Source organism: Pseudomonas parakoreensis, from assembly GCF_021602155.1.
In the GTDB taxonomy this organism is placed as follows: Bacteria; Pseudomonadota; Gammaproteobacteria; order Pseudomonadales; family Pseudomonadaceae; genus Aquipseudomonas; species Aquipseudomonas parakoreensis.
The window spans coordinates 21142-43936 of sequence record NZ_BQHY01000028.1 but is presented as its reverse complement, the minus strand read 5'-3'; the positions used below and the strand labels follow the sequence as shown (position 1 = coordinate 43936).

The following is a 22795-nucleotide window of genomic DNA, read 5'->3' as shown; positions in this document are numbered from 1 at the left end:
GATGGCGGCCTGACAGCCGACCAATCTCTAACTGATGAGACCTGATCCCACTGTGGGAGCTGGCTTGCCAGCGATGGCGGCCTGACAGCCGACCAATCTCTGACTGATGAGACCTGATCCCACTGTAGGAGCATGCTTGCTCGCGAAAGCGGTCTGCCAGGCACCATGAGTTTCAGGTTGGCAATAAAAAGCCCGGACGCTTTCGCCGTCCGGGCTTTAAAAGTCAAAGGATCGCAGCCTGCGGCAGCGCCTGCACGAAGTCATTCTTTCAACGGACGTTGAGGTGGGCTTGCCCGGAGTTGCAGTGAGCCAGCTTCAGTCGGTCTCACCCGGATCATGGTGAAAGTCCCCTTGGGCATCAGACGATAGCGATGACTTTTGAACAAGGCCTCGAATGAACCCGTCGCGATGTCTGTTTCAGGGTCATATTTGATGCTAAGGGTCGCCGAGTCGGCGTCTACCGTAGCCATTCCGATGAACCCCGGTGGCGCAGGGATCCAATGGCTATGTACACATGTCAGCCCTTTTTTGAGGTCATAAACACCTGTGAGAGTCTCATCAGATCGGTAGGGCAGAGTCATCGAGAAAGCAAAATAGTTTTCATCGTCGAAATTCCCTGTTCCACCACTTATGGCCCAATACAACTTGCCCAAAAACTCGTCTTGATAGAAGGAGCTGAATTCCGCTGTTTTCCGTTTGCCGCCCAATCTCCATTCAAATTGTTCAGCGCGCACCAGTGGCCTTTTTGGAAGAAAAATAGCGTGAGTGGTCATTGTTAAACCTGCCTTTTCGAGTAAGAGGAGGTGTTACAACCGACTGCATTTACGGTTTCTGTTGATACCCGCTCGAACAGGTGGGCGTCTACTGTCAGATCTGACAGGTAGCACCGCAATAAAAAACCCGGAAGCTTTCGCTGTCCGGGTTTTCAGATGAAGCGGCGATCTTGCTTTCAGCGGTTAAACCGCTCCACCAACGAATACTGCGTGTTGGCCGTCTTGGTCAGCTCTTCACTCAGCAGCGCCGAGTTATGCGCCTGTTCCGAGGTCTGGTCCGCCAGTTCCGAAATGTTGCTGATGTTGCGGCTGATCTCTTCAGCCACGGCACTTTGCTCTTCGGTCGCGGCGGCGATCTGGGTGGTCATGTCGGTGATGTTGGCTACCGCTTCGCTGATGCCGACCAGTGCCTGGTCTGCTTCCAGAACCCGTGCCACACCTTCTTCCGCCTGGCGATGGCCGGCTTCCATGGTTTGTACGGCGCTGGAGGCGGTCTGTTGCAGCTTGGCGATCAGGGCGTGGATCTGACCGGTGGATTCGCTGGTGCGTTGTGCCAGTTGGCGGACTTCGTCGGCGACCACGGCAAAACCACGGCCCATCTCGCCGGCGCGGGCGGCTTCGATGGCAGCGTTGAGCGCGAGCAGGTTGGTCTGGTCGGCGATGCCTTTGATCACGTCGACCACGCCGCCGATTTCGTCGCTGTCCTTGGCCAGTTGGGTCACGGTCAGGCCGGTTTCCCCGACGACAACCGACAGGCGCTGGATGGCTTCGCGGGTTTCCCCGGCGATGTCGCGACCGCGACCGGTCAGGCGGTTGGCTTCTTGCGTCGCGTCAGCAGTGCGCTGTACGTGGCTGGCCACTTCCTGGGTGGTGGCGGCCATCTGGTTGACGGCGGTGGCGACCTGTTCGGTTTCCACGCGCTGGCGCTCCAGACCGCTGGAGCTGTTGTGCGCCAGGGCGTCGGACTGTTTGGCCTGATCGGTCAGGTGCTCGGCGGTGTCCTGCAGACGGGTCAGGCAGGTTTTCAGGCGCGCTTCCTGGCTGAGGATCGACATTTCCAGACGCGCCTGCGCGCCACGGCTGTCGGTGTACATCTGCGCGATCAGCGGGTCGGAGGTGGTCTGCTCGGCCAGGCGCAGCAGGCGCTTGAGCCCGCGTTGCTGCCATTGCAGGCCCATCAGGCCCAGTGGTACCGACAAACCGGCCGCGAGGGCAAAGCCCCAGTGCGAGTTCAGCGTCGCGCCGATCACGAAGCTCAGCTGGCTGACCAGAATGAACGGCAGCCAGTCCTGCAGCACCGGCAGCCATTTGTCGCTGGAAGGGATCGCCGACTTGCCCTGGTTGATGCGTTGGTAGAGCGCTTCGGCACGGCGGATCTGTTCGGCGGTGGGTTTGATCCGCACCGACTCATAACCGACCACCTGATTACCGTCGAACACCGGTGTCACGTAGGCGTTCACCCAGTAATGGTCACCGGATTTGCAGCGATTCTTGACAATGCCCATCCATGGCAAGCCTTGTTTCAGTGTGCCCCACATGTGCGAAAACACCGCGGCCGGCACGTCAGGATGACGGACCAGGTTGTGCGGCGCACGGATCAGTTCTTCACGCGAAAACCCGCTGATTTCGACGAAAGCGTCGTTGCAGTAGGTGATCACGCCCTTGGCGTCGGTTGTGGAAATCAACCGCTGCTGAGCCGGGAAAGTCCGTTCGCGTTGTGTAATGGGCTGGTTGTTACGCATGGTTTTTCAATCCGCAAGGCTTTGAAAGGTTGTCGGCGCTGACAGGAAATTATTGAAGTTTTTTTTCAGATATAAGTACGGCGTCGCAAAACCGCCCTTGCTTCAACCCGCGAGCATCGGATAGGTGAACAGACCGAAATGCAGCAGGTTCAGGCCAAAGTGTGTGGCGATCGCCGCCGCAAGCCCACCAAAGCGATAGGCCAGACCATAGCCGACACCCGCCAGACCCGCCAGCAGCACCCAGTGCCAGCCGGCACCCACATGCGCCAGGGCAAAGATCAGCGACGCCAGCAGCAGAGCGAGGTTTTCGCCGTAAGGCAGGTGCTTGAACAGGCGGCTCAAACCGCCCTGTATATAGCCGCGAAACAGCGCTTCCTCGACCAGCGTCACCAACAGCAGATTGTTCAGCAGCCACAGCCACGCCTGATCGGGCCACTTCGGCGCCCAAGCAATCATGCCGAACAGAAGCGCTCCACCCAGCGCCATTACGGCGCTCAACGTCAGCCCTAGGACGCTGGCGAACACTGTCAGACGCAGCGAGCGTGCCGCGACAATCCACGGGCAGGCGAGCAACAGCCAGAAGCCGATCAGGGGTTTGTCCAGATTCAGGTACATCGAAAACGGCACGGCGTTGTCGGTGAAACGCAGCGGGGCGATGGCCCGGCCGTTGGCGAATCCTGGCAACCAGTGCAGCGCCAGCGACAGCGCGAGGAAGATGAACACGGCATGCCCCAATAGGCGCGCCACCGGCACCTGTTGTTGGCGCACGGCGAAACCGGCCACCAGCAACAGTCCGAAGGAGATCAGCGCCAGCCAGCCGAGTTGGCCAAAGCTCAGCGCCAGTCCATAACCGAGGCTGAGAAGTCCGAGATAGAGCCATGGCAAAGCTGTCATGGAAAGTCCTTGTGCACGATTCGTGGACTGGCTTTCTACACGGGTGGGGGCGAGGGTACAAGTGAAGTTGAGGCGAGAAACCGGGACAACATGCAGACCTGTGGCTGACGCAAAAAAATGTGGGAGCTGGCTTGCCAGCGATGAGGCTTGTACAGCCGACATCTTCATCGCCTGATGTACCGCCATCGCTGGCAAGCCAGCTCCCACAGGGATTCGTGCAAGGCTGAAAGATCAGCGCAGGTTCAATTTCACCGCCGCGCGCTCGGTGATTTCAGTGCGCAACTTCAACGACGGAGCTGCACGCTTGCGGGCTTCTTCAACAACTGCACTCGGCGCCGTCTCCGGGCTTCCGGAGCTGAACGGCGGCGCCGGCGCATATTCCAGTTGCAACTGAATCAACTGCGCCGCCTCGGCCCCCACCAGTTCGGCGGCCAGCACCAGCGCAAAGTCGATGCCTGCGGTAATCCCGCCACCGGTAAACAGATTGCCGTCGCGCACCACCCGGTCCTGCACCGCAATTGCGCCGAGTTTTGGCAGCAGCTCGTGATAAGCCCAGTGCGTGGTGGCGCGTTTGCCTTGCAGCAGTCCCGCCGCGCCCAGCACCAGCGAACCGGTGCACACCGACGTCACATACCTGGCCTGCGCCGCCTGACGCTTGATGAACCCCAGCGTCTGTTCATCCTCCATCAACGGCCCGACCCCGGCGCCGCCGGGTACGCAGATCACATCCAGATCCGGGCAGTCCTCGAAGGTTGTGGTCGGTTTCAGCACCAGCCCGGTGCTGGCGGTGACCGGGACCAGATCCTTCCAGACCAGATGCACCTGCACGTCCGGCAACGAGGCCAGCACATCATAGGGGCCGGTCAGGTCGAGTTGCTGCACCTGTGGAAACAACAGAAAACCGATCTGCAACGCCATGATTCTTCTCCGTGAAAAGGGGTAGACGGCTTCACTGTAGGCGCGTAGGTTTTGGCGCATACGCCAATCAGCCCACGAATTACGCCAAATGTCGAAAACCATCCACGTTCTCGCGTTCGCCAATGTGCAATTGCTCGATGTTACGGGCCCGTTGCAAGTATTCGCCTCGGCCAACGATATCGCCCGCCAGCAGGGTTTGCCTGCGCCGTACGCGCCAACAGTCATCGCCAGCGGCGGCGGCGCGGTGAACGCTTCCGCCGGGTTGGCGATGCTGGCCGAGCCGCTGCCGAAGCAGCCCAGCGATACCCTGATCATCGCCGGTGGCTGGGGTGTTTACGCGGCTGCCGAAGACGCTGAATTGGTGAGCTGGGTGCGTGAACATGCCGGTGGATGCCGGCGGGTTGCCTCGGTCTGCACCGGCGCGTTTCTGCTGGCGGCCAGCGGCTGGCTCGACGGTCGCCGGGTCGTCACCCACTGGACACGCTGCGAACAACTGGCGCGGCAGCACCCGCAATTGCAAGTCGAGCCCAATCCGATCTTCATCAACGACGGCCCGGTCTGGACCTCGGCGGGCGTCACCGCCGGCATCGACCTCGCGCTGGCCATGGTCGAAGACGACCTCGGTCGCGACATGGCACTGGACGTCGCCCGACAATTGGTGGTGTTCCTCAAGCGCCCGGGCGGGCAGTCGCAATTCAGCGTGACGTTATCACTGCAAAAACAAGGCAACCGTTTCGATGATTTGCACGCCTGGATCGCCGAAAACCTCACCTGCGACCTCGGCGTCCCGACCCTGGCCGAACAGGCTGGCATGAGCGAACGCAGTTTCGTCCGCCACTACCGCGCCGACACCGGCCAGACCCCGGCCCGCGCCATCGAACTGATCCGCGTCGAGACGGCGCGGCGTCTGCTCAGCGACACCGGGCTGCCGGTGAAACGCATTGCGGCCAATTGCGGCTTTGGCAGTGAAGAAACCTTGCGCCGCAGTTTTCTGCGCGCGATCGGGGTGACGCCGCAGGCGTATCGGGAGCGGTTTTCGGTCAGCGCTGGAGCAGATCCAGTAGTGCCTTGAGCGTTTGCTGCGGTGCTTCTTCGGGAATGTTGTGGCCGACACCGGGCAGCACGCGCCTTTCGTACAGCCCGGTGAAGTGCGCAATGTCTTCATCGACTTCCGGCGCCGGACCGACCCCGTCATCGGCACCGCACAGGGAGACAGTCGGCACGCTGATCGGCGGTTGTTTGATCAACGCGTCTTCCATCCATTGCAGTGCCGGATCGCCTGCGGCGTACATGAAGCGATGACGGTAGGAATGAATCACCACGTCCACGAAGTCCGGGTTGTCGAAGGCCGGAGCGCTCAGCGGATAACGTTCGGCGTTGCGTGTCCAGGTCGGTGACCACAAGCTCCAGAGCAATTCACAGAGCGCCCGCCGGTTTTGCGTCAGGCCCGCGACGCCTCGAGGCGTGTGGAAATAGTACTGGTACCAATAACGGTGCTCGGTCTCGGGATCCAGAGGCCGGGTCGAATTGGCGATGTCCTGCACGTTATAGCCATCCCCCGTCACCAACCCGCGCACCCGCTCGGGAAACAACGCCGCAACGATGCACGCTGCCCGACCGCCCCAGTCGTAACCGCAAAGCGTGGCGTGTTCGATACCCAGTGCGTTCATCAACTCCAGCAAATCCTGGGCGAGGGCTGCTTGCTGGCCGGAGCGCAGTGTTTCGGGGTGGTTGAAGCGGGTCGGCCCGTAACCGCGCAGATAAGGGACGATCACCCGATAACCCTCGGCGGCGAGGACCGGGGCGATTTCGTCGTACGCCCGAGGCGAGTAGGGGAAGCCATGCAGCAATACGACCGCGTCGCCGTTGGACGGGCCGTGCTGTTCAAAGGCAACGGTCAGGTTCGGTGTCAGTATGCGTTGAATGTCAGACACGGCAGACTCCACAGCAATTGGGCGTCAGGCAACACTAGACCATTCCGTTGTGGCGAGGGAGCTTGCTCCCGCCGGGTTGCGAAGCGACCCCATACTTAAATGCACTGCTGCGCAGGCCTGCGGGAGCAAGCTCCCTCGCCACAGGGGAAGCGTCACTTGTCGGCGTTGTTTCCTAAGCCTCGGCTTCCGCCACCTGATTGAAATACTTCGTCCGATCCGGCGTAAACGTCACCCGCATCTTCGTCCGCGAACAGGTCATCGAGCGTTCTTCACTCAGATCAATATCCAGATCCTCGCCCCGCAAGCCCTGCCACTGAGCGAGGTATTTCAGCGAGCCGTATTTCTCGTTTTTCTTCAGGCTGCGGCTGACGCCACCTTTCCAGCCGAGTACCGGCAGTTCGCCGGCGAGGCATTGTTGCGCGAGGTCGGGGAAGCGGGTGGCGCGCTGGCGGCCGATTTCCCAGCACTTGATCAGGCCTTTGTCGGCGGCTTCCCAGAGTTGGGTGCGGGTCAGGCCGGTGCGCAGGGGCGTGGCGATGGGGCGGTGGACGTGCTGGGTCATTCTGGTTCCTTGAATTCGGGTTTTATTGGACAGCTCCGCTGTGCCCGTTGCGGTGGATGGTAGGGGGGGATGTAACAGCTGGCAACAGGGTATTTCAGGGTGTAAGTGCAGGTTGCGGGGGAGGGATTTGCCTGGGTGTTGTTTACAAGAAGCAGGAACAAATTACCCAAACTGTGGCGAGGGGATTTATCCCCGATCGACTGCGCAGCAGTCGCAAAGCCATGCAATGCGGTACTGCTGAACAAATAAGCAGGCAAAGAGCGGGGCCGCTGCGCAGCCCATCGGGGATAAATCCCCTCACCACAGGAGATCTGATCTGTTTATTTCTGTGTAGGGGTTAGCCCAGCGAAGCGTGCTGATGCGGCATATTTCCTACAGATACTGGCGAAATTACGGCTGCCACTCACCCTTTTCCCCACTCAAACGCCGATCGAGAAAACTCGCCGCACTGATCAACGCCAGATGCGTCAGCGCCTGCGGGGTGTTGCCCAGATGCCGGCCATGGCTGTCGAACTCTTCGGCGTATAACCCCAGCGGGTTCGCATAGCGCAGCAGTTGTTCGAATTCCAGATGGGCCTTTTCCACCTGACCGGCCCGGGCCAGGCATTCGACGTACCAGAACGAGCAGGCGGCAAAGGCGCCTTCGGTGCCGGTCAAGCCGTCGATGTTGGCGTCATCGTTGCGATAGCGGTAAACCATGCCGTCGCGCACCAGCGTCTTTTCGATCGCTTCAAGGGTCGACAGCCAGCGCGGGTCCTTGGCGCTGACGAAGCGCACCAGCGGCATCAGCAGCATCGAACCGTCGAGCGCGGTGCCGCCCTTGTACTGGACGAAATGCCCGCGCTCCTCGTTCCAGAAGTTGTCCCAGATGTCGGCGTAGATCGCCTGGCGGGTCTGATCCCACTGGGCGAACGGCGCCGGCAGCGAACGCTTCGAAGCGAGCCGTATCGCCCGGTCCAGGGCCACCCAGCACATCAGTCGCGAGTGCAAGAAGTGATGCTGCTCACCGCGCATTTCCCAAATGCCGACATCCGTGGTCTGCCAGGTCTCACACACCTGATCAACCACTTCGCGCACGTGTTTCCAGCCTTGGTGGGAAATCGCGTCGCCGTATTTGTTGACCAGGTACACCGCGTCCATCAGCTCGCCGAAGATGTCGAGTTGAATCTGATCGTACGCGCCATTGCCGATGCGCACCGGTTGCGCGCCGCCATGGCCGCAGAGGTGCGAGAGTTCGGTTTCCGGCAGTTGCTGGCGACCGTCGATGGCATACAGGATATTGAGTTTGGTTGAATGACCATGGCAATCGCTGACCCGTCCGCGCAGCCAGCCCATGTAGGCGTTGGCCTCATCGACAAAGCCCAGGCGCATGAACGCGTAGACGGTGAACGAGGCGTCGCGGATCCAGGTGTAGCGGTAGTCCCAGTTGCGCTCGCCGCCGGGGGTTTCCGGCAGGCCGAACGTGGCGGCGGCGAGAATCGCGCCGTGCTTGCGCGAGGTCAGCAGCTTGAGCGCCAGGGCCGAACGATTGACCATCTCCCGCCAGCGCCCGCGGTAGTTGGACTGGCCGATCCAGTCGCGCCAGAACTTCAGCGTGCGCTCCAGGCACATTTTCGCACCGTCATCCTTGAAGCGCGGATCGTCGGCGCCACCGAGGACGAACTCGGCGTGTTGATTCTGTTGCAAACTGAAGGAAGCAACGGCCGATTCGCCATCAATGCGCAACGCCTGATCCGCCACCAGCCGCAACGACGGTTGACCCTCGGCGCTGAAAATCACCGATTGTTCATCCATCTGCGCCCGGGTGTTGGCGCGCGCGTAGTCATGGCGCACCGCGCAGCGCATGTGAAACGTCGCTTCACCGCTGACCACGCGCACCCGGCGCATCAGCAGCGGCAGATCATCGACGCTGTCGCCGATCGGCAGCAGGTCGGTGATTTCCACAACGTCCTGTTCGCTGAGCCAGCGGGTCTGCAGAACGTTGGTGTCCGGCAGATAGATTTGCTCGCGCCGCGCATCGGGCAAGTCCGGGGCGAGCTGGAAAATCCCCGCTTCTGGGGTATCGAGCAGCGAACAGAAGATCGACGGGCTGTCGAATTCCGGCCAGCAGAAAAAATCCACGCTGCCCTTGTCGTTGACCAGCGCGGCACTGCGCAGGTCGCCGATGATGCCGTGGGCGTCAATCGGGCTTTGTCGTTCAGAATGATGCTCAGCCATTGCCGCGAAACTCCGGATAAAGACTCATGCCGCCGTCGATGAACAGGGTGGTGCCGACGATGTAGTCGGCGGCGTCGGAAGCGAGAAACACCACCGCGTTGGCGATGTCCTCGACGTCGCCGATGCGCCCGTAGGGAATCAGCTCCAGCAGTTTGTCAGCGGCGGCGCCTTCGGTGGCTTGCTGATTGATCGCCGTGCGAATCGCCCCCGGCGCGATGCCGTTGATGCGAATGCGCTGCTGGCTGACTTCCTGGGCGAGGGTCTGCATCAACTGATCGACGCCGCCCTTGGACGCCGCATAGTTGACATGCCCGGCCCACGGAATGCGCTGATGCACCGAACTCATGTGAATGATCTTGCCGGCGGCGCGGGACACGCCTTCACGCACGCCCTGACGGTTGAAAATCCGCAGCGCGGCACGGGCGCAGAGAAACTGCCCGGTGAGGTTGACGCCGATCACCGTGTTCCAGTCTTCCAGAGTCATGTCCACCGCCGCGGCATCCTTTTGCAGGCCGGAATTGGCCACCAGAATGTCCAGCGCACCAAAGGCCTCGAGGGTCTCGGCGAACAGCCGTTCGACTTCATCTTCCTTGGAAATATCGGCGCCGATGGCCAGTGCCTGACCGCCGTCGGCGATGATTTGCTGCGCCAGCGCTTGAGCAGGTTCGGCCTGACGGTGGTAATTGATCACGACGGCGGCGCCGGCAGCGGCCAGCGCTTTGGCGGCGGCATGGCCGATGCCGGAACTGGCGCCGGTGACCAGTGCTACTTGGCGGGCGAGGGAAATCTGCATGCTCGAAATGCCTGGGTTAAGGGCTCAGTCAGCTGACCCATGGCGAGCTGCGAGAGTTCATCCGCATGCATGAAAAGATCGACACGTTCAGCCGTGATAGCGGCCACTGTGCCGGTGCCATTCAAGACTGCCGGAGACCCAGCTTTTTATGCCGGTCAGAAAACGCTGCAGCAGCGGCGATGCATCCGGCAGCACGGCTTGTTCCGCCGCTTCATACAGGTGCACGATTTCGTCATGAACGTGCGCACACTTGATCATCGCTTGTCGGGGCGTGCAATTGTGTTCGCGAGCCAGTAACAGCGGCAGATTGAAATCGCCGATTGCGGTCTGATTTTCCTTGTGTGCGGAATACAGATCGTTGGCGACGATCGTGGCGCTGGCGGCCAGCGTGGTCACGCGCCGCACGGCAGGGGCGCTATAAATGTGTGCTGGCAGTTCGTATCCGCCGATCACGTCGATCAATGACATGCAAGGTAGAAAACTGTTGGTCTGGCGTTGCGCGAGGTATTCCCAGATGGGTGGGGTCAATCCTTCCAGACGCCAGGCCGCTTCGGCAGTCATGGTGACAAACATGGCGATGATTTCGTGGCGTACCCTGGCCACTTGTACGGAAGATGCGAATGCCTGAACGCGGTCCATATAGGCGCGAAGCGCAACCAGTACCGGGTCACTGTTCAGTGCCTGATCAAGACCGCAACGAAAGCGAGAGGGCAGGTGTGCCGGCTCCAGTGCGGCCAGCGCCAGCGAAAGTCGGGGCCCTACCAGGCGCGGTTCGGAGCCGGTTCGCTCGTCATCGCAGTAGTAATCATCCACGGCAAACAGGGCGGCGATGCACTGTGCCGAAAGCAGCAGGCGATCGGGATCGTGAGTGTCGGTATGGCAAAGCATGGCGAAGCGACCGAACCCCATGGCGCGGACCTTTTCGAGTTGTCCCGCAAATATGCCGACCTCCTTGATCCATGGCATAAGCCGATCTTCGACAGCCTCGGCCAGCGCCGTATCAATCCGGAACGGCGCCGGACAATACAACGGCGGGACGGCCCAGGGTGATCTTGCGTTTTTCCCAAAAGCATCAGGCATTGATCGTGCCGCTGACGCATCGCGGGCGGCCTCGAACCATTGCCTTACACCCCCTGTCCCGAACTGCTCGAACATCCGGCGAAACCAGATCGTGAACTGCTCGGGTGTCTGTTCGATCCGTTCGGTGATCTCCTCCAGCGACAGCCACTCCCAACTTTCGACTTCCTCCGGATTGGCTACCGGATCGAGCTGGCTGAGGCCGGCAAACACGTGGTCAAATTCATGCTCGATCAGTTGATTGGACATTTGCTCGTAATAGAGCATCGAGGCGACTTTCTGCAGTTTGCACGTCGTGCCCATTTCCTCCTGCAGTCGACGCAGGGCTGCGGCGGCCGTGCGTTCGCCAGGGCGAGGATGCCCGCAGCACGTGTTGGTCCATAATCCGCCAGAATGATATTTGCCCAACGCGCGTTGCTGCATCAGCATCCGACCTTGTGAGTCGAAGAGCAGAATCGAAAATGCGCGATGGCGCAGTCCCTGGTGATGCACTTCCATCTTTGAGGCTACACCGGTCTGGCGATCCTTGGGCGATACCAGAATAAGCTGTTCTTCCATGGCAAGGCTCCTTGGCGCGTGCGCTACGGGATAGGCTCAAGAGCAGTTGCCCGTTCATTCAGGAGCGGTACGCCATTGAGTCAAGGCCTCATGAGAACTGCAATCGCATGCAAAGGCACCTGTAAAACCTGACAGGTGTGCGCGATTTTCGATTATTGGTTATGTGATTCCAGACGTCGGCGGCAATGCCATTGGTCTTGGGGAGAGATCCTCGGAGAGTGCCTGGAATCGCAAGGTGTCGAGTTTCGCGCCTTCACATTCCACCAACAATTCCCCGCTTCCACGCTCAGCAACCTTTATGGCAACTTGGCGGCCCCTGATGAGGCTGTACCCATGGCAAACCCCTACCGCGAATTATTCACCGCCCCCGGCGCCCGTGCCTTTGTTCTGGCCGGGATGATCGCGCGCATGCCGATTTCCATGACCGGCATCGGCGTGATCACCATGCTTTCGCAACTCAAGGGCGGGTACGCACTGGCCGGTGCAGTGGCGGCGACGTTTGCCCTGGCCACGGCGTTTTGTGCACCGCAGGTGTCGCGGCTGGTGGATCGTTACGGCCAGGGCAACGTGCTGCCGTTGTCGGCGTTGATCGGTGGCGGGGCGCTGTTGATGTTGCTGTTGTGCACGCGTTTGCAGGCGCCGACCTGGACGCTGTTCATCTTCGCCGCGCTGGCCGGGTGCATGCCGAGCATGTCGGCGATGGTGCGTGCGCGCTGGACCGAGATCTATCGTGGCCAGCCGCAATTGCAGACCGCCTATGCGCTGGAATCGGTACTCGATGAGGTTTGTTTCATCGTTGGCCCGCCACTGTCAGTGGGCTTGTGCGTGGTGGCGTTTCCCGAGGCCGGGCCGTTGGCCGCGCTGCTGGCGCTGGCAATCGGGGTGACCGCGTTTGTCGCCCAGCGCAGCACCGAGCCGGCGGTGCACCCGCAGGAATCACAGCAGCAAGGTTCGATCATTCGCTCGACCGACGTGCAATGGCTGCTGGCGCTGATGCTCGCCATGGGCATCATCGTTGGCGTGGTCGATGTGGTCAGCGTCGCCTTCGCCCAGCAGCAGGGCCAGCCGGCGGCGGCGAGCATCGTGTTGTCGGTGTACGCCATCGGTTCGTGTCTGGCGGGTATCGCTTTCGGCGCGATGCGTTCGACACTGCCGTTGCCGAGGCTGTTTCTGTACGGCGGCGTGGCGACGGCGGTGACCACGCTGCCGTTGTTGCTGGCGAGCAATATTGTCAGCTTGTCGCTGGCAGTGTTTGTCGCGGGATTGTTCTTTTCGCCGACGCTGATTGTTGCCATGGCGTTGATCGAGCGTATTGTGCCGCCAGCCAAACTGACTGAAGGGCTGACCTGGCTGGTGACGGGGTTGAGCATCGGCGTGGCGATCGGCGCCGCCGGCTCCGGCGCGCTGGTGGACGCGTTTGGCGCGCGTAGCGGTTTCTGGCTGGCGATTGTGGCGGGGGCGGTGGTGTTGGCGTCGGCGTTTCAGAGCTATCGGCACCTGAAATAACCCGGCATTGATGAGCTGTTGGGGTGAGGGGATTTATCCCCGATGGGCCGCGAAGCAGCCCCAAATCCAGCCAGCTCTTTCCTTGAGAAGAAGCGTGCCGGGTGAGTTTGCGACTGCTGCGCAGTCGATCGGGGATAAATCCCCTCGCCACAGAGTTATCCACACAGACAGCGAATGGGTTACCAACCCCGACCCGAATTCACCCAGAAATTCACCGACAGTGACGTTGACACCGACTCCACCTGATGGAACCAGCCCTCCGGCAAAAACAGCAGATCCCCGGCTTCCAGCGTCACGCGCAGGAACGTCACATCGCGTGCCGCAGGAAAGCGCTGGTAGTCCGGCGCATCGGGGTTGAAGTCGCAGCCGTCCAGGCCACCTTTTGGCGCGGTCGACCAGGTGCCCAGCGCCTCGCGGTAATGTGGGGCGGCGAGGGTGAACTGCTTCTGGCCCCAGACCTGCGCGAACAGGTTGTCGGTGTCGTCGCGGTGCAGCGGCGTCAGCGTGCCTTTGGGGCCGATCCAGATCCGAGGCGGGATGAACAGCGAGGCATCGAAGTAGGGCGGGTACTTGATCTGCTGCAGCAATTGCGCCGGCAGGATGTTGTTGCCCATGTAGGCCGGTGGTTCGCCGTCGGCGCTTTTGACTGCCGGTTGGTCGAGTGAGGCAATGAACTCGGCCATCGACGTCGAGCGGAAATCACGTTCGGTGGAAAAGGTCTTCTTCACGTAATCGCCGTGGCGGGTGATGCCCTGCAATTCGGCGAAATGCACCAGCGACTCTTCACGACTGAGCTTGAACAGCGGCCAGTCCTGCAGGGCATTGCTGATCACCACCGGGATGCCGTTGGGCAAGTATTGGCTTTTGAATTCGCTGACCGACAACTCACTGCGGGCAACACGCTCGACGCGGGTCTGGACCGGCAGCCCGGCGGTGAGTTGTTCACTGAAGCGCGGCGGGGTCGGGTAGCGCTTGTTCATGTCGACTTTTTGCGCCACGGCGCCACCGTGCATCGCGTGCTCGATGATCTGCGGCAGCAGCGTCGCCAGGCCCATGTTGCCGCCGATTTTCAGACGGCCGCTGGCGAACAGTTCTTCGACATTGACCCGGCCGCCCATGATCCCGAGAAAATCACCCTCGGCGACTTCAATGGTCACGTCGGGGCTGGGATGGCGTCCGGGTGCGGTGCGACTGCTGGCCTTGACCTCCGACCAGTAGGCCTGCTGCGGGCCAAACACGAATTGGAAAACGCCTTCGATGCCGACGGCACCGGCGTTGGCGAACAACTTGCCCAGGATGCTCTGCAGGTCCACGGTGAATCCTCATTATTGGTTTTGGCCTGAACAGTTAACGAGCGCCTGTTGGCGCAATTTACCGGCGCGCGACTAATTTGCCGGGGGCGTAATCCGTTTCTCTCTACAGACACATTTTTCGAGGAAAAGCCGGGTGAACAAGCTGACCCTGCTGTGCCTGCCGTACTCCGGCGCCAGCGCCATGGTCTACAGCCGCTGGCGGCCAAAACTGCCGCAATGGCTGCAATTGCAACCGGTGGAGCTGCCGGGGCGCGGTGCGCGTTTCGACGAGCCGCTGCACACGGATATGCGGGCGCTGGCGATGCAGTTGGCCAAGGAATTGCGGCCCAATCTCAAGGTGCCGTATGCGTTGTTCGGCCATAGCCTGGGCGCGCTGCTGGCCTGCGAAATCGCTCACGCGCTGCGCGCATTGGGCTGTCCGGAACCGGTGGCGCTGTTTGCCTCGGGCACGGCGGCGCCGACGATGCGCGCCGATTACGATCGCGGTTTCGCCGAGCCGAAAACCGACGCCGAACTGATCGATCAATTGCGCACACTCAACGGCACCAGTGAAGAGGTATTGGCCAATGCCGAGCTGATGAGCCTGACCCTGCCGATCCTGCGCGCCGACTTCCTGCTCTGCGGCAAATTTGAACCGTTGCAACGGCCGTTGCTCAACTGCCCGGTGCATGTGCTGGGCGGCAAGGCGGATCGCGCGACCACCGAGCAACTGATCGGCTGGAGCAAGGAAACCCGCGGCAGCTTTTCGGTGGACATGCTCGCCGGCGGGCACTTTTTCATTCATGAGCATGAAGCCAAAGTGCTGAAGGTGATCAAGGATCAACTGGAAGGACATCATCGCCGGCATATCATGGCCGCAATCGCCTGAACGCCGTAGAACCTGTGGGAGCGAGCTTGCTCGCGAAGACGCAATATCAGTCAACATCTGTATTGGCAGACATGCCGCTTTCGCGAGCAAGCTCGCTCCCACAGGGTATTTCGCAGATCTGAAATTCCCCGCACTACCTCCCGCCTGACACTTGTTCTCATTCGCTAATTTTTCCGGTCTGCATTCGTTTTATAGGGACGACGTGCCTTTGTGCTTCCTGCCTACTGATCCGGATGCTGAGAAATGAATGCTGAAGACTCCTTGAAACTTGCTCGCCGGTTTATCGGGTTGCCCCTGGAAAAGCGCCAGATGTTCCTCGCGGCCCTGCACAAGGAGGGCGTGGATTTCTCGCGGTTCCCGATACCCGCCGGCATAGAAGCCGAGGATCGTCAGGCGCTGTCCTACGCGCAGCGCCGTATGTGGTTCCTGTGGCAACTCGATCCGCAGAGCGGCGCCTACAACTTGCCCGGTGCGGTGCGGCTCAACGGGCGGCTGAACCTGACAGCGCTGGAGCAAGCCTTCGCCAGCCTCGTGGAGCGTCACGAAACCCTGCGCACAGTGTTCCAGCGCCAGGCCGATGACAGCCTGCTGCAAGTGCCGGCCACCGCGCCGCTGCTGATTAACCGGGAAGACTTCAGCGCTCTGTCGGCCAGTGAGCGCGAACAGGCGGTGATCGATGCCGCCGAACAGCAGTCGCTGCTGCCATTCGATCTGGCGGTCGGCCCGTTGCTGCGAGTGACCTTGCTCAAGCTGGCCGAGCAGGAACACGTGCTGCTGCTGACCCTGCACCACATCGTGTCCGATGGCTGGTCGATGAACGTGTTGATCGACGAGTTCATCCGTTGCTACGACGCGTTCGACGCCGGTCAGGCGCCGCAATTGCCGCCACTGCCGATCCAGTACAGCGACTATGCGCTGTGGCAACGCCGCTGGCTGGAGGCCGGTGAGCAGGCGCGCCAGCTCGACTATTGGCAGGCGCAACTGGGTGACGAACACCCGGTGCTGGAATTGCCACTGGATCATTCGCGCCCGGCGATGCCGAGCTATCGCGGCACCCGTTACGAATTCGCGGTCGATGGCCAACTGGCCGAGCAACTGCGCAGCACGGCGCAACAGCATCAGGTCACCGTGTTCATGTTCCTGCTCGGCGCCTTCAATGCGCTGCTGCACCGTTACACCGGGCAGACCGACCTGCGTGTCGGCGTGCCGATCGCCAACCGCAATCGCGGCGAGATCGAGGGCCTGATCGGCTTCTTCGTCAACACCCAGGTGCTGCGCACGCAAGTCGACGGCCAGACCCGGGTCGACGAGTTGCTGCGGGCGGTCAAGGAAACCGCACTGGGTGCGCAGGCGCATCAGGATCTGCCGTTCGAGCAACTGGTCGAAGCGCTGAAGCTGGAACGCAGCCTCAGCCACACGCCGCTGTTCCAGGTGATGTACAACCACCAGCCGCACGTGGCCGATATCGCCACCCTCCGCACCGCATCCGGCCTGCAACTCGACAGCCTCGACTGGCAGAGCCGCACCACCCAGTTCGACCTGACGCTGGACACCTGGGAGCAGGGCGGCAAGCTGCACGCCGCGCTGACCTACGCCAGCGACCTGTTCTCTGCACCGACCATCGAACGCATGGCGCGGCACTGGCTACGCTTGTTGACGGCGATGGTCGCCGATCCATCGCAGCGCATTGGTGAGTTGCCGCTGCTGGAAGCTGACGAGCAGCGCACGCTGGTGCATGACTGGAACAACGTCCACGCGCAGTACCCGAGCGACACGCCGATTCACCAGTTGATCGAAGCGCAGGTCGCGCGTACGCCGCAGGCACCGGCACTGCTGTTCGGCGAACAGACCCTGAGTTACGCCGAGCTGGATGCCCGGGCCAATCGCCTGGCGCATCTGCTGAGCGAACAGGGCGTGCAAGCGGACAGTCTGGTTGGCGTCTGCGCCCTGCGTTCGGTGGAAATGGTCGTCGCGCTGCTGGCGATTCTCAAGGCCGGCGGCGCCTACGTGCCGCTGGATCCGGAATACCCGCAGGAGCGTCTGGCCTACATGATCGAGGACAGCGGCATCACCATGCTGCTGACGCAACAGGCGCTGCTGGCAACGCTGCCGACTGACGGCGTAAACGTCATCACCCTGGATCAGCCGGGGCTGCTCGACCGTTACAGCGATAGCCGTCCGGAGGTCAGCGTCGATCCGCTGAACCTGGCCTACGTGATTTACACCTCGGGTTCCACCGGCAAGCCGAAGGGCGCCGGCAACAGCCACGCGGCGCTGGTCAACCGTTTGTGCTGGATGCAGCAAGCCTATGCGCTGGACGCCCGTGATGCGGTGCTGCAGAAAACCCCGTTCAGCTTCGACGTGTCAGTGTGGGAGTTCTTCTGGCCGCTGCTGACCGGCGCGCGCCTTGTGGTGGCCGCGCCGGGCGCGCACCGTGATCCGCTGCAACTGATCGATAGCATCAACCGCCACGGCATCAGCACGCTGCACTTCGTGCCGTCGATGTTGCAGGCGTTCATCCACGAACCGGGCGTGGAAAGCTGCAGCAGTCTCAAGCGGATTGTCTGCAGCGGCGAAGCGTTGCCGCTGGATGCGCAGCTGCAAGTCTTCGCCAAGCTGCCGAGCGCCAGCCTCTACAACTTGTATGGCCCGACCGAAGCGGCCATCGACGTCACCCACTGGACCTGTGTCGATGAAGGCGCCGACAGCGTACCGATCGGCCGGCCGATCGCCAACCTGCGCACCCATGTCCTCGATGCCGAATTGCTGCCGGTGCCGAGCGGTGTCGCCGGTGAACTGTATCTGGGTGGCGCCGGGCTGGCGCGCAGTTATCACCAGCGTCCGGCGCTGACGGCCGAGCGTTTTGTGCCGTGCCCGTTCCATGACGGCGCGCGCCTGTACCGCACCGGCGACCGTGTGCGGCAGCGCGCTGACGGGGTGATCGAATACCTCGGTCGTCTCGACCATCAGGTGAAGTTGCGCGGCCTGCGCATCGAGCTGGGTGAAATCGAGACCCGCCTGATGCAGCACTCGCGGGTGCGTGAGGCGGTGGTGCTGGTGCAGGGCGGCAAGCATCTGGTGGCTTACCTTGTGCTGGAACAGGCGCAAGCGGACGAACAGTGGCAGCAAGAGGTCAAGGCGTGGCTGCTCGGCAGCCTGCCGGAATTCATGGTGCCGACCTACCTGATCACCCTCGACAAATTGCCGGTCACCGCCAACGGCAAACTCGACCGCAAGGCCTTGCCGCAACCGGATGCCGCGCCGCAACAGGCGTTCGTGGCACCGCAGGACGCCATGCAAAAAGCCCTCGCGGCGATCTGGGAAGCTGTGCTCGGCCTCGACCGCGTTGGCCTCGATGACAACTTCTTCGAGCTGGGCGGCGATTCGATCATCTCGATTCAAGTGGTCAGCCGCGCGCGGCAAGCCGGGATCCGTATCAGCCCGCGTGACCTGTTCCAGTACCAGACGGTGCGCAGTCTGGCGCTGGTCGCGAGCCACGATCATCTGTCCTCGGTGGATCAGGGACCGGTGAGCGGCGATGCCGTGCTCGGGCCGATCCAGCAGGATTTCTTCAACCGCGCGATGCCGGTGCGCGAGCACTGGAACCAGTCGTTGCTGCTGACTCCGCGTGAGGCATTGAATGCGCACTGGCTCGATGTTGCGCTGACCCACCTGATCAATCACCACGATGCCTTGCGCCTGCGTTTTGTCGAAGGCAGCGAAGGCTGGCAACAAAGCCACGGATCGCTGCTGACCGGCGCCGAGCTGTGGCAACGCGACGCCGAATCTGCCGAACAGTTGCAGGCGCTGTGCAATCAGGCTCAGCGCAGCCTCGACCTGCAAAACGGCCCGCTGTTGCGCGCGTTGTTGGTGACGATGGCCGACGGCTCGCAACGACTGGCACTGATCATTCATCACCTCGCGGTCGATGGCGTTTCCTGGCGGGTGCTGCTGGAAGATTTGCAGCAGGCTTACGAGCAACTGGCGGCGGGTGGCGGCATTCAGTTGCCGGCGAAGACCAGCGCGTTCCAGAGTTGGACCGCGTGTCTGGCGCAGGACGCGTCGCGCTTCGATGAACAATTGGGTTATTGGAAAGCCCAGCATCAGGGCGCCAAGGATCTCCCGTGCGACCGCCCGGATGGCAGCCTGCAAAATTTGCATGGCGAGAAAATCGAATGGCGCCTCGACGCCGAGCGCACCCGCCAGTTGCTGCAACAGGCGCCTGCCGCGTATCGCACCCAGGTCAACGATCTGTTGCTTACTGCACTGGCGCGCACCATCAGTCGCTGGAGCCAGCAGCCGGGCACGCTGATCGAACTGGAAGGGCATGGCCGCGAAGACCTGTTCGATGACGTCGACCTGACCCGCACCGTGGGCTGGTTCACCAGCCTGTTCGCGGTCAACCTGACCGCCAGCGCTGATCTCGACGGCTCGATCAAGGCGATCAAGGAGCAACTGCGCGCGGTGCCGGACAAAGGTCTGGGTTACGGTGTGCTACGGCATCTGGCCGCGCCGTCGGTGCGCGCCGAGCTGGCCGCGCTGCCGCAGCCGCGCATCACCTTCAACTACCTCGGCCAGTTTGACCGCCAGTTCGACGAGGCGGCGCTGTTCGTGCCGGCTGTTGAAACCAGCGGCGTGGCGCAGGATCTGTCGGCGCCTCTGGGCAACTGGCTGACCGTGGAAGGTCAGGTGTATGGCGGCGAACTGTCGATGAGCTGGGGCTTCAGCCGCGAGATGTTCGACAGCGCCACGGTGCAGCATCTGGTCGATCAATACGCCAGCGAATTGCAGGCGCTGATCGAACATTGCTGCACACTGCCCACCGCGCAAGCGACGCCGTCGGACTTCCCGCTGGCCCGCGTGACCCAAGCGCAACTGGATGCGCTGCCGGTGCCGGCCGGTCAGCTCGATGATGTCTACCCACTGTCGCCGATGCAGCAGGGTTTGCTGTTCCATACCCTCTACGAGCAGGCGGCGGGGGAATACATCAACCAATTGCGCGTTGACGTGCAAGGCCTTGACCCTGAGCGCTTCCGCGCTGCATGGCAGGCCACTGTCGCTGCGCAGGACATTCTGCGCAGCGGTTTCGTCTGGCAGGGCGAACTGACGCAACCGCTGCAGATCGTGCACAAACAGGTGCAGTTGCCATTCAGCATTCTTGACTGGCGCGAGCGCGACGATCAGCCGGCAGACCTTGCGGCGCTGGCCGATGCCGAGCGTCAGCAAGGATTCGATCTGAGCCATGCACCGTTGCTGCGTCTGGTGCTGGTGCAGACCGCTGCCGAGCAATGGCACCTGATCTACACCCATCACCACATCCTGATGGACGGCTGGAGCAACTCGCAGTTGCTCGGCGAAGTGTTGCAGCGCTACAGCGGTCGCACCCCGGCCCATGGCGGCGGACGGTATCGCGATTACATCGCCTGGCTGCAGCGTCAGGACGCGCAACTGAGTCAGGACTTCTGGAGCGCTCAGTTGGCCACGCTGCAAGAGCCGACCCGACTGGCCCGCGCCGCTACCGGCGGCGAGCGCGACAGTGGCCACGGTGACCATTACCTGACCTTGAACGTGCCGCGCACTCAGGCGCTGGAAGCGTTTGCCCGGCAGCAGAAAGTCACCGTCAACACCCTCGTGCAAGCCGCGTGGCTGCTGTTGCTGCAGCGCTACACCGGTCATGAAGCGGTGGCATTCGGAGCGACCGTGGCCGGGCGTCCGGCGGATTTGCCGGGCATCGAGCAGCAGGTCGGCCTGTTCATCAACACTCTGCCGGTGATCGGCGCGCCGCGTCCGGACCAAAGCGTGGGCCAGTGGCTGCAAGCGGTGCAGGCGCAAAACCTCAGCCTGCGCGACTTCGAACACACGCCGCTGGCGGACATCCAGCGCTGGGCCGGGCAGGGCGGTGAAGCGCTGTTCGACAACATTCTGGTGTTCGAAAACTACCCGGTTGCCCAGGCGCTGAGCCAGGCCGGGCAGGGCCTGACATTCGGTGAGGTCGGCAACCTGGAGCAAACCCATTACGCCCTGAGCGTGGCGGTCACCCTCGGTCAGCAACTGGCGCTGCACTACAGCTTCGACCGCAGCCAGTTTGCCAGTGAAGTGATCGAAGGCATCAGTGCCCATCTGTTGCAATTGCTTGAGCAGTTTGCGCTGTCGGCCGAACGCAACCTCGGCGAAATCGCTCTGGCCAGCGCTGACGAGCATGCCCGCCAGCAAGCCGAAAACCAGCCGCAGCCGTACCCGCTGGACACCGCTGTGCATCAGCGCATTGCTGCGCTGGCGGTCGAGCGTCCGCAGCGCACCGCAGTGATCTTCAACGGTCAGCACTTCAGTTATGGCGAAATCGAGCAGCGTGCCAATCAACTGGCTTACGCGCTGATCGCCCGTGGTGTCGGCGCCGAGACCCGGGTCGGTGTGGCCCTGCCACGCAGCGAGGCGGTGATCGTCGCGCTGCTGGCGGTGCTCAAGGCTGGCGGCGCCTATGTGCCGCTGGACACCAGTTACCCGCGTGAACGCCTGGCCTATCTGATCGAGGATTCAGGGCTGGCGCTGCTGATCAGCGATTCGTCGGTGTCGGCGCAATTGCCGGTCGGCGAATCGGTGCCGTTGCTGGAGCTGGATCGTCTCGACCTGCGCGAGTTGCCGAGCACGGCGCCACAGGTCGCAGTCGATCCGCATAACCTCGCGTACGTGATCTACACCTCCGGTTCCACCGGCAATCCGAAAGGCGTCAGCGTTGCTCACGGCCCATTGGCGATGCATTGCCAGGCCATTGGTCAGCGCTACGAAATGCGCGACAGCGACTGCGAATTCCACTTCATGTCGTTCGCCTTCGACGGCGCCCACGAACGCTGGCTGACCAGCCTGACCCACGGTGCTTCGCTGCTGATTCGCGACGACACGCTGTGGACACCGGAGCAGACCTACAACGCGATGATCGAACACGGCGTGAGCGTGGTCGCGTTCCCGCCGGTGTACCTGCAACAACTGGCCGAACACGCCGAGCGTGTCGGCCACCCGCCGAAGGTGCGGATCTATTGCTTCGGCGGCGATGCGGTGCCGAACGCCAGTTTCGAGCGGGTCAAACGCGCGCTCGATCCGGACTACATCATCAACGGCTACGGCCCGACCGAAACCGTGGTCACCCCGTTGATCTGGAAGGCTGGCCGTGAAGAGCCATGCGGCACCGCTTACGCACCGATCGGCAGCCGGATCGGCGACCGCAGCGCCTACGTGCTCGACGCCGATCTGAACCTGTTGCCGCAAGGCATGGCCGGTGAGTTGTACCTCGGTGGTACTGGGTTGGCGCGGGGGTATCTGAATCGTCCGGGGCTGACCGCCGAGCGTTTTGTCGCCGATCCGTTCAGCGCAAATGGCGGCTTGCTCTATCGCACCGGCGACCTGGTGCGCCAGCGTGTCGACGGCACGTTCGACTATCTGGATCGCATCGACAATCAGGTGAAGATTCGCGGGTTCCGTATCGAACTGGGCGAAGTCGAAGCGGCGCTGCAAGCCCTCGACGGCGTGCGTGAAGCGGTGGTCGTGGCGCAGGAAGGCAGCGCCGGCAGTGGCAAGCGGCTGGTGGCCTACGTGGTCGGTGATTCGGCCCGTGCCGACTTCACCGACCACCTGCGCGCGCAGCT

Annotated in this window: 14 protein-coding genes (1 of these 14 cut by a window edge); 4 read left to right on the top strand and 10 right to left on the bottom strand. The window is 62.1% G+C overall.

The window, feature by feature from the left end:
* Window positions 1–260: 260 nt before the first annotated feature.
* From L6D63_RS27000 to inhA, 4 genes are all read right to left on the bottom strand, one after another.
* Window positions 261–773 carry a hypothetical protein gene (locus L6D63_RS27000; protein ID WP_131670059.1) on the bottom strand — a complete coding sequence of 171 codons (513 nt, stop codon included), beginning with the start codon at window positions 771–773 and terminating at the stop codon, window positions 261–263.
* Between the two features lie 176 nt (window positions 774–949).
* Window positions 950–2515, bottom strand: a complete 1566-nt coding sequence (locus L6D63_RS26995; protein ID WP_003223402.1) for a methyl-accepting chemotaxis protein — start codon at window positions 2513–2515, stop codon at window positions 950–952.
* 102 nt (window positions 2516–2617) lie between these two features.
* Window positions 2618–3409, bottom strand: coding sequence for a CPBP family intramembrane glutamic endopeptidase (locus L6D63_RS26990; RefSeq protein WP_131670060.1), 792 nt, complete (start codon window positions 3407–3409; stop codon window positions 2618–2620).
* A 231-nt stretch (window positions 3410–3640) separates the two neighbouring features.
* On the bottom strand, window positions 3641–4327 hold the full coding sequence (gene inhA, locus L6D63_RS26985; RefSeq protein WP_047291338.1) for an isonitrile hydratase: 687 nt from the start codon (window positions 4325–4327) through the stop codon (window positions 3641–3643).
* 88 nt (window positions 4328–4415) lie between these two features.
* Here inhA and L6D63_RS26980 point away from each other — a divergent pair, with 88 nt between their 5' ends.
* Window positions 4416–5399, top strand: coding sequence for a GlxA family transcriptional regulator (locus tag L6D63_RS26980; protein WP_121184559.1), 984 nt, complete (start codon window positions 4416–4418; stop codon window positions 5397–5399).
* On the opposite strand, the gene L6D63_RS26975 is transcribed toward L6D63_RS26980, so the two are convergent.
* From L6D63_RS26975 to L6D63_RS26955, 5 genes are all read right to left on the bottom strand, one after another.
* Window positions 5368–6261 carry an alpha/beta fold hydrolase gene (locus L6D63_RS26975; protein WP_131670061.1) on the bottom strand — a complete coding sequence of 298 codons (894 nt, stop codon included), beginning with the start codon at window positions 6259–6261 and terminating at the stop codon, window positions 5368–5370. The two genes, L6D63_RS26980 and L6D63_RS26975, sit on opposite strands and share 32 nt — an antisense overlap.
* Before the next feature lie 172 nt (window positions 6262–6433).
* The gene (locus tag L6D63_RS26970; protein WP_131670062.1) at window positions 6434–6823 is read right to left on the bottom strand and encodes a hypothetical protein; all 390 of its coding nucleotides are present in this window, start codon (window positions 6821–6823) and stop codon (window positions 6434–6436) included.
* Between the two features lie 390 nt (window positions 6824–7213).
* Window positions 7214–9040 (bottom strand): glycoside hydrolase family 15 protein, encoded by a 1827-nt coding sequence (locus L6D63_RS26965; RefSeq protein WP_131670063.1) that lies wholly within the window; start codon window positions 9038–9040, stop codon window positions 7214–7216.
* Window positions 9033–9833 (bottom strand): glucose 1-dehydrogenase, encoded by an 801-nt coding sequence (locus L6D63_RS26960; protein WP_131670064.1) that lies wholly within the window; start codon window positions 9831–9833, stop codon window positions 9033–9035. The genes L6D63_RS26965 and L6D63_RS26960 overlap by 8 nt, the downstream gene beginning before the upstream one ends.
* A gap of 87 nt (window positions 9834–9920) precedes the next feature.
* The gene (locus tag L6D63_RS26955) at window positions 9921–11468 is read right to left on the bottom strand and encodes a family 2 encapsulin nanocompartment cargo protein terpene cyclase (RefSeq protein WP_121184569.1); all 1548 of its coding nucleotides are present in this window, start codon (window positions 11466–11468) and stop codon (window positions 9921–9923) included.
* Between the two features lie 333 nt (window positions 11469–11801).
* Between L6D63_RS26955 and L6D63_RS26950 the strand changes: the two genes are divergently transcribed.
* Complete coding sequence (locus tag L6D63_RS26950) at window positions 11802–12974, top strand: MFS transporter (RefSeq protein WP_047291351.1); 1173 nt, start codon at window positions 11802–11804, stop codon at window positions 12972–12974.
* A 179-nt stretch (window positions 12975–13153) separates the two neighbouring features.
* Here the strand turns inward: L6D63_RS26950 and L6D63_RS26945 are convergent, their stop codons facing one another.
* Window positions 13154–14287: a cupin-like domain-containing protein gene (locus L6D63_RS26945; protein ID WP_131670065.1), complete on the bottom strand. Its 1134-nt coding sequence runs from the start codon at window positions 14285–14287 to the stop codon at window positions 13154–13156.
* A gap of 133 nt (window positions 14288–14420) precedes the next feature.
* Between L6D63_RS26945 and L6D63_RS26940 the strand changes: the two genes are divergently transcribed.
* Together L6D63_RS26940 and L6D63_RS26930 are read left to right on the top strand one after the other, a co-directional pair.
* The gene (locus tag L6D63_RS26940) at window positions 14421–15155 is read left to right on the top strand and encodes a thioesterase II family protein (protein ID WP_121184571.1); all 735 of its coding nucleotides are present in this window, start codon (window positions 14421–14423) and stop codon (window positions 15153–15155) included.
* Window positions 15156–15398: 243 nt separating this feature from the next.
* On the top strand, window positions 15399–22795 hold the 5' portion of the coding sequence (locus L6D63_RS26930) for a non-ribosomal peptide synthetase (protein WP_131670066.1). The gene runs 4924 nt beyond the window's last position; the window shows 7397 of its 12321 coding nt (coding positions 1–7397); the start codon lies at window positions 15399–15401; its stop codon lies off the right edge, out of view.

Excerpts from the sequence above, each read along its gene's own strand:
- L6D63_RS26980 (WP_121184559.1), top strand. The coding sequence starts at position 4,416 with ATGTCGAAAACCATCCACGTTCTCGCGTTCGCCAATGTGCAATTGCTC.
- L6D63_RS26990 (WP_131670060.1), bottom strand. The coding sequence starts at position 3,409 with ATGACAGCTTTGCCATGGCTCTATCTCGGACTTCTCAGCCTCGGTTAT.
- L6D63_RS26955 (WP_121184569.1), bottom strand. The coding sequence starts at position 11,468 with ATGGAAGAACAGCTTATTCTGGTATCGCCCAAGGATCGCCAGACCGGT.
- L6D63_RS26950 (WP_047291351.1), top strand. The coding sequence starts at position 11,802 with ATGGCAAACCCCTACCGCGAATTATTCACCGCCCCCGGCGCCCGTGCC.
- L6D63_RS26995 (WP_003223402.1), bottom strand. The coding sequence starts at position 2,515 with ATGCGTAACAACCAGCCCATTACACAACGCGAACGGACTTTCCCGGCT.
- L6D63_RS27000 (WP_131670059.1), bottom strand. The coding sequence starts at position 773 with ATGACCACTCACGCTATTTTTCTTCCAAAAAGGCCACTGGTGCGCGCT.
- L6D63_RS26970 (WP_131670062.1), bottom strand. The coding sequence starts at position 6,823 with ATGACCCAGCACGTCCACCGCCCCATCGCCACGCCCCTGCGCACCGGC.
- L6D63_RS26960 (WP_131670064.1), bottom strand. The coding sequence starts at position 9,833 with ATGCAGATTTCCCTCGCCCGCCAAGTAGCACTGGTCACCGGCGCCAGT.
- inhA (WP_047291338.1), bottom strand. The coding sequence starts at position 4,327 with ATGGCGTTGCAGATCGGTTTTCTGTTGTTTCCACAGGTGCAGCAACTC.
- L6D63_RS26965 (WP_131670063.1), bottom strand. The coding sequence starts at position 9,040 with ATGGCTGAGCATCATTCTGAACGACAAAGCCCGATTGACGCCCACGGC.